Origin of the sequence: Terasakiella pusilla DSM 6293, from assembly GCF_000688235.1 — a bacterium.
Taxonomy (GTDB): domain Bacteria; phylum Pseudomonadota; class Alphaproteobacteria; order Rhodospirillales; family Terasakiellaceae; genus Terasakiella; species Terasakiella pusilla.
Map to the genome: position 1 here is coordinate 1 of NZ_JHYO01000072.1, position 1,991 is coordinate 1,991.

3 protein-coding genes are annotated in these 1,991 nt (G+C 48.7%); all 3 read right to left on the minus strand.

Translation table 11 applies throughout. The features are described from left to right. Positions 1–125: 125 nt before the first annotated feature. Positions 126–554 carry an AEC family transporter gene (locus Q397_RS24565; RefSeq protein ID WP_240475113.1) on the minus strand — a complete coding sequence of 143 codons (429 nt, stop codon included), beginning with the start codon at positions 552–554 and terminating at the stop codon, positions 126–128. Continuing rightward, complete coding sequence (locus Q397_RS25470; RefSeq protein ID WP_240475114.1) at positions 481–1,062, minus strand: AEC family transporter; 582 nt, start codon at positions 1,060–1,062, stop codon at positions 481–483. Before Q397_RS25470 ends, Q397_RS24565 begins: the two co-directional genes overlap by 74 nt. 79 nt (positions 1,063–1,141) lie before the next feature. After that, the gene (locus Q397_RS0120105; RefSeq protein ID WP_028880907.1) at positions 1,142–1,915 is read right to left on the minus strand and encodes a LysR substrate-binding domain-containing protein; all 774 of its coding nucleotides are present in this window, start codon (positions 1,913–1,915) and stop codon (positions 1,142–1,144) included. Positions 1,916–1,991: the final 76 nt, after the last annotated feature.

Sequence of the window (1,991 nt, forward strand, 5' to 3'; positions counted from 1 at the left end):
ACCTGCTTAAAGAAATGTCCAACAGAACAAAAAAACACAACCTTATAGAAAATAACAAACCCCGCCAAAATTGACGGGGTTTGTCAGAGATCTGACGCCCCTATCTTTTTAGAAGGGGCGTTTTTTTATGGGAGGGGAATGACCAGTCCGACGACCCAGATGGTAAGCGGGATGGATAAAAAGGCAAAAAGCGTTTGTTGTGTGATCAAGGTTGCCATCATTTCGTGATCCCCGCCCAATTGACGCGATAGGATGTAAGAAGACGGCGCGGTTGGTGTCGCCAAAAACAGGATCAAGGTTGCGGCTGTGACACCATTTAATCCGAAGGCGTAGCAACATACCCCGGCAAGGAATGGCTTGAGGACAAACTGAACGATCCCGACCAAAGCAGACACACTGCGGTTTTTTAATAAGCTTGAAAATTGTAAGGCTGCCCCGACGGTGATGAGGGCAATCGGCAGACTTGCGCGACTGAGCATATCAAAGGACGTGGCAAGTGCTGTGGGGACTGGGATGTGCAGCATGTTTAACGACAGCCCCATAAGACAGCCCATAATGAGGGGATTTTTGATAATCTGAAGGCCAAGTGTTTTTAAAATCCCGCTCTGTGTCTTTAAACTCAGGGAAAAAGTCGTGATGCACAAAAGGTTGATGAGAACGATCATAAAGCCAGAGCCGACTGCCCCGATCACCACGCCTCCCGCCCCGAACAAGCCTTGGGCAAAGGGACAGGCCTACAAAGGTATTGAACCGCACACCGCCTTGGAAGATGGAGGTAAAGCTTTCGGCACTTACGCTTGGGAAAAAGCTTTTACTGAGCCAGAAAAGTGCGGCGACACTGAGGACCGGAATGTTCACCGCCAATGCAATTTCCTGCCATGGCATATGATCAATTTGTTTACTGGACAGCACATGGATCAGCAAAATCGGCATGAGGACATAGTAGCTGAGTTTTTCTAAGGCAGGCCATAAGGCGGCCTCAAAGAAATTGGTCTTTTTCAACAGGCAGCCGATGGCAATGAGAAAAAGAATGGGGGCAAGTGCATTGATAGCTATAGACATAAGAACCTCGTAGCGATGGAGTTCTTAAGTCATAGGAGAACTGCAATATAAATAAAAGTTTATAAAACTAACGAATAGCTTAAGTTAAATTTAAGTTATGTTTTTGCAGCGCTTCATGGAAGGTGCGAATGACAGTGTGCCAGCGGCTATCATTTTTATAGAGGATGCAGAGATTGCGATAGAATGGCGGATCACTGAAGGGGACCACTTTCATGGTTTTGGCCACTTCGGCCCGACGGCTTTCCGGTAAGGCGACAATGGCGACCCCCAAGGCCGCTTCTGCCATGCGCTCAAGTTCCATCGTTTCATTGGGGGCAATGCCATCTTGACGCAATCGGCGTTCCACCATGCGGCCGGCCCAGGCTTGGCGATCAAAGCAGACATAGGGGTGGTTGCTTAAAAGGCCGTGGGTGGTTTCTTCTTCAAAGTTTTTTGGCGCGACCACATAAAAAGGTTCCTGATAGCAGGTGAGCCAGTTGATGCTGGCGGGCATCACCGACTGTGGCTCGGTGGTGATGGCAAAATCTAATTGGCCAAGATCAACGGCGAGGGCCAGTTCGGCAGACATGCCGCTTTTGATGCTGATCTGTAAAAAAGGGTGGTTGTCCTGAATTTCCCGAATAATGCTCGGCAGCGGGTTGACCTGCACGGTGTTGATAGAGCCGATGATCAGGGGGCCACTAAAGGTTTCATCCTGATGAATGATGCCTTTCAGGCTGTCATAGTGGGCCACGATTTTTTTTGCTTCATCCAAAAGGGCGAGGCCGCGGGTATTCAGCTGGGGCTTGTGGGCATTGCGGTCAAAGAGTTCCGCACCCATTTCTTCTTCAAGTTTTTTAGGCCGTAAACTCATAAAATTCCTTCCTGTATCAGCTTGAATATGATTCAACCTTCCAAAAGATTTGGAGGGAATTATGAGCCGCCGCCGT

Excerpts from the sequence above, each read along its gene's own strand:
- Q397_RS24565 (WP_240475113.1), bottom strand. The coding sequence starts at position 554 with ATGGGCTGTCTTATGGGGCTGTCGTTAAACATGCTGCACATCCCAGTC.
- Q397_RS25470 (WP_240475114.1), bottom strand. The coding sequence starts at position 1,062 with ATGTCTATAGCTATCAATGCACTTGCCCCCATTCTTTTTCTCATTGCC.
- Q397_RS0120105 (WP_028880907.1), bottom strand. The coding sequence starts at position 1,915 with ATGAGTTTACGGCCTAAAAAACTTGAAGAAGAAATGGGTGCGGAACTC.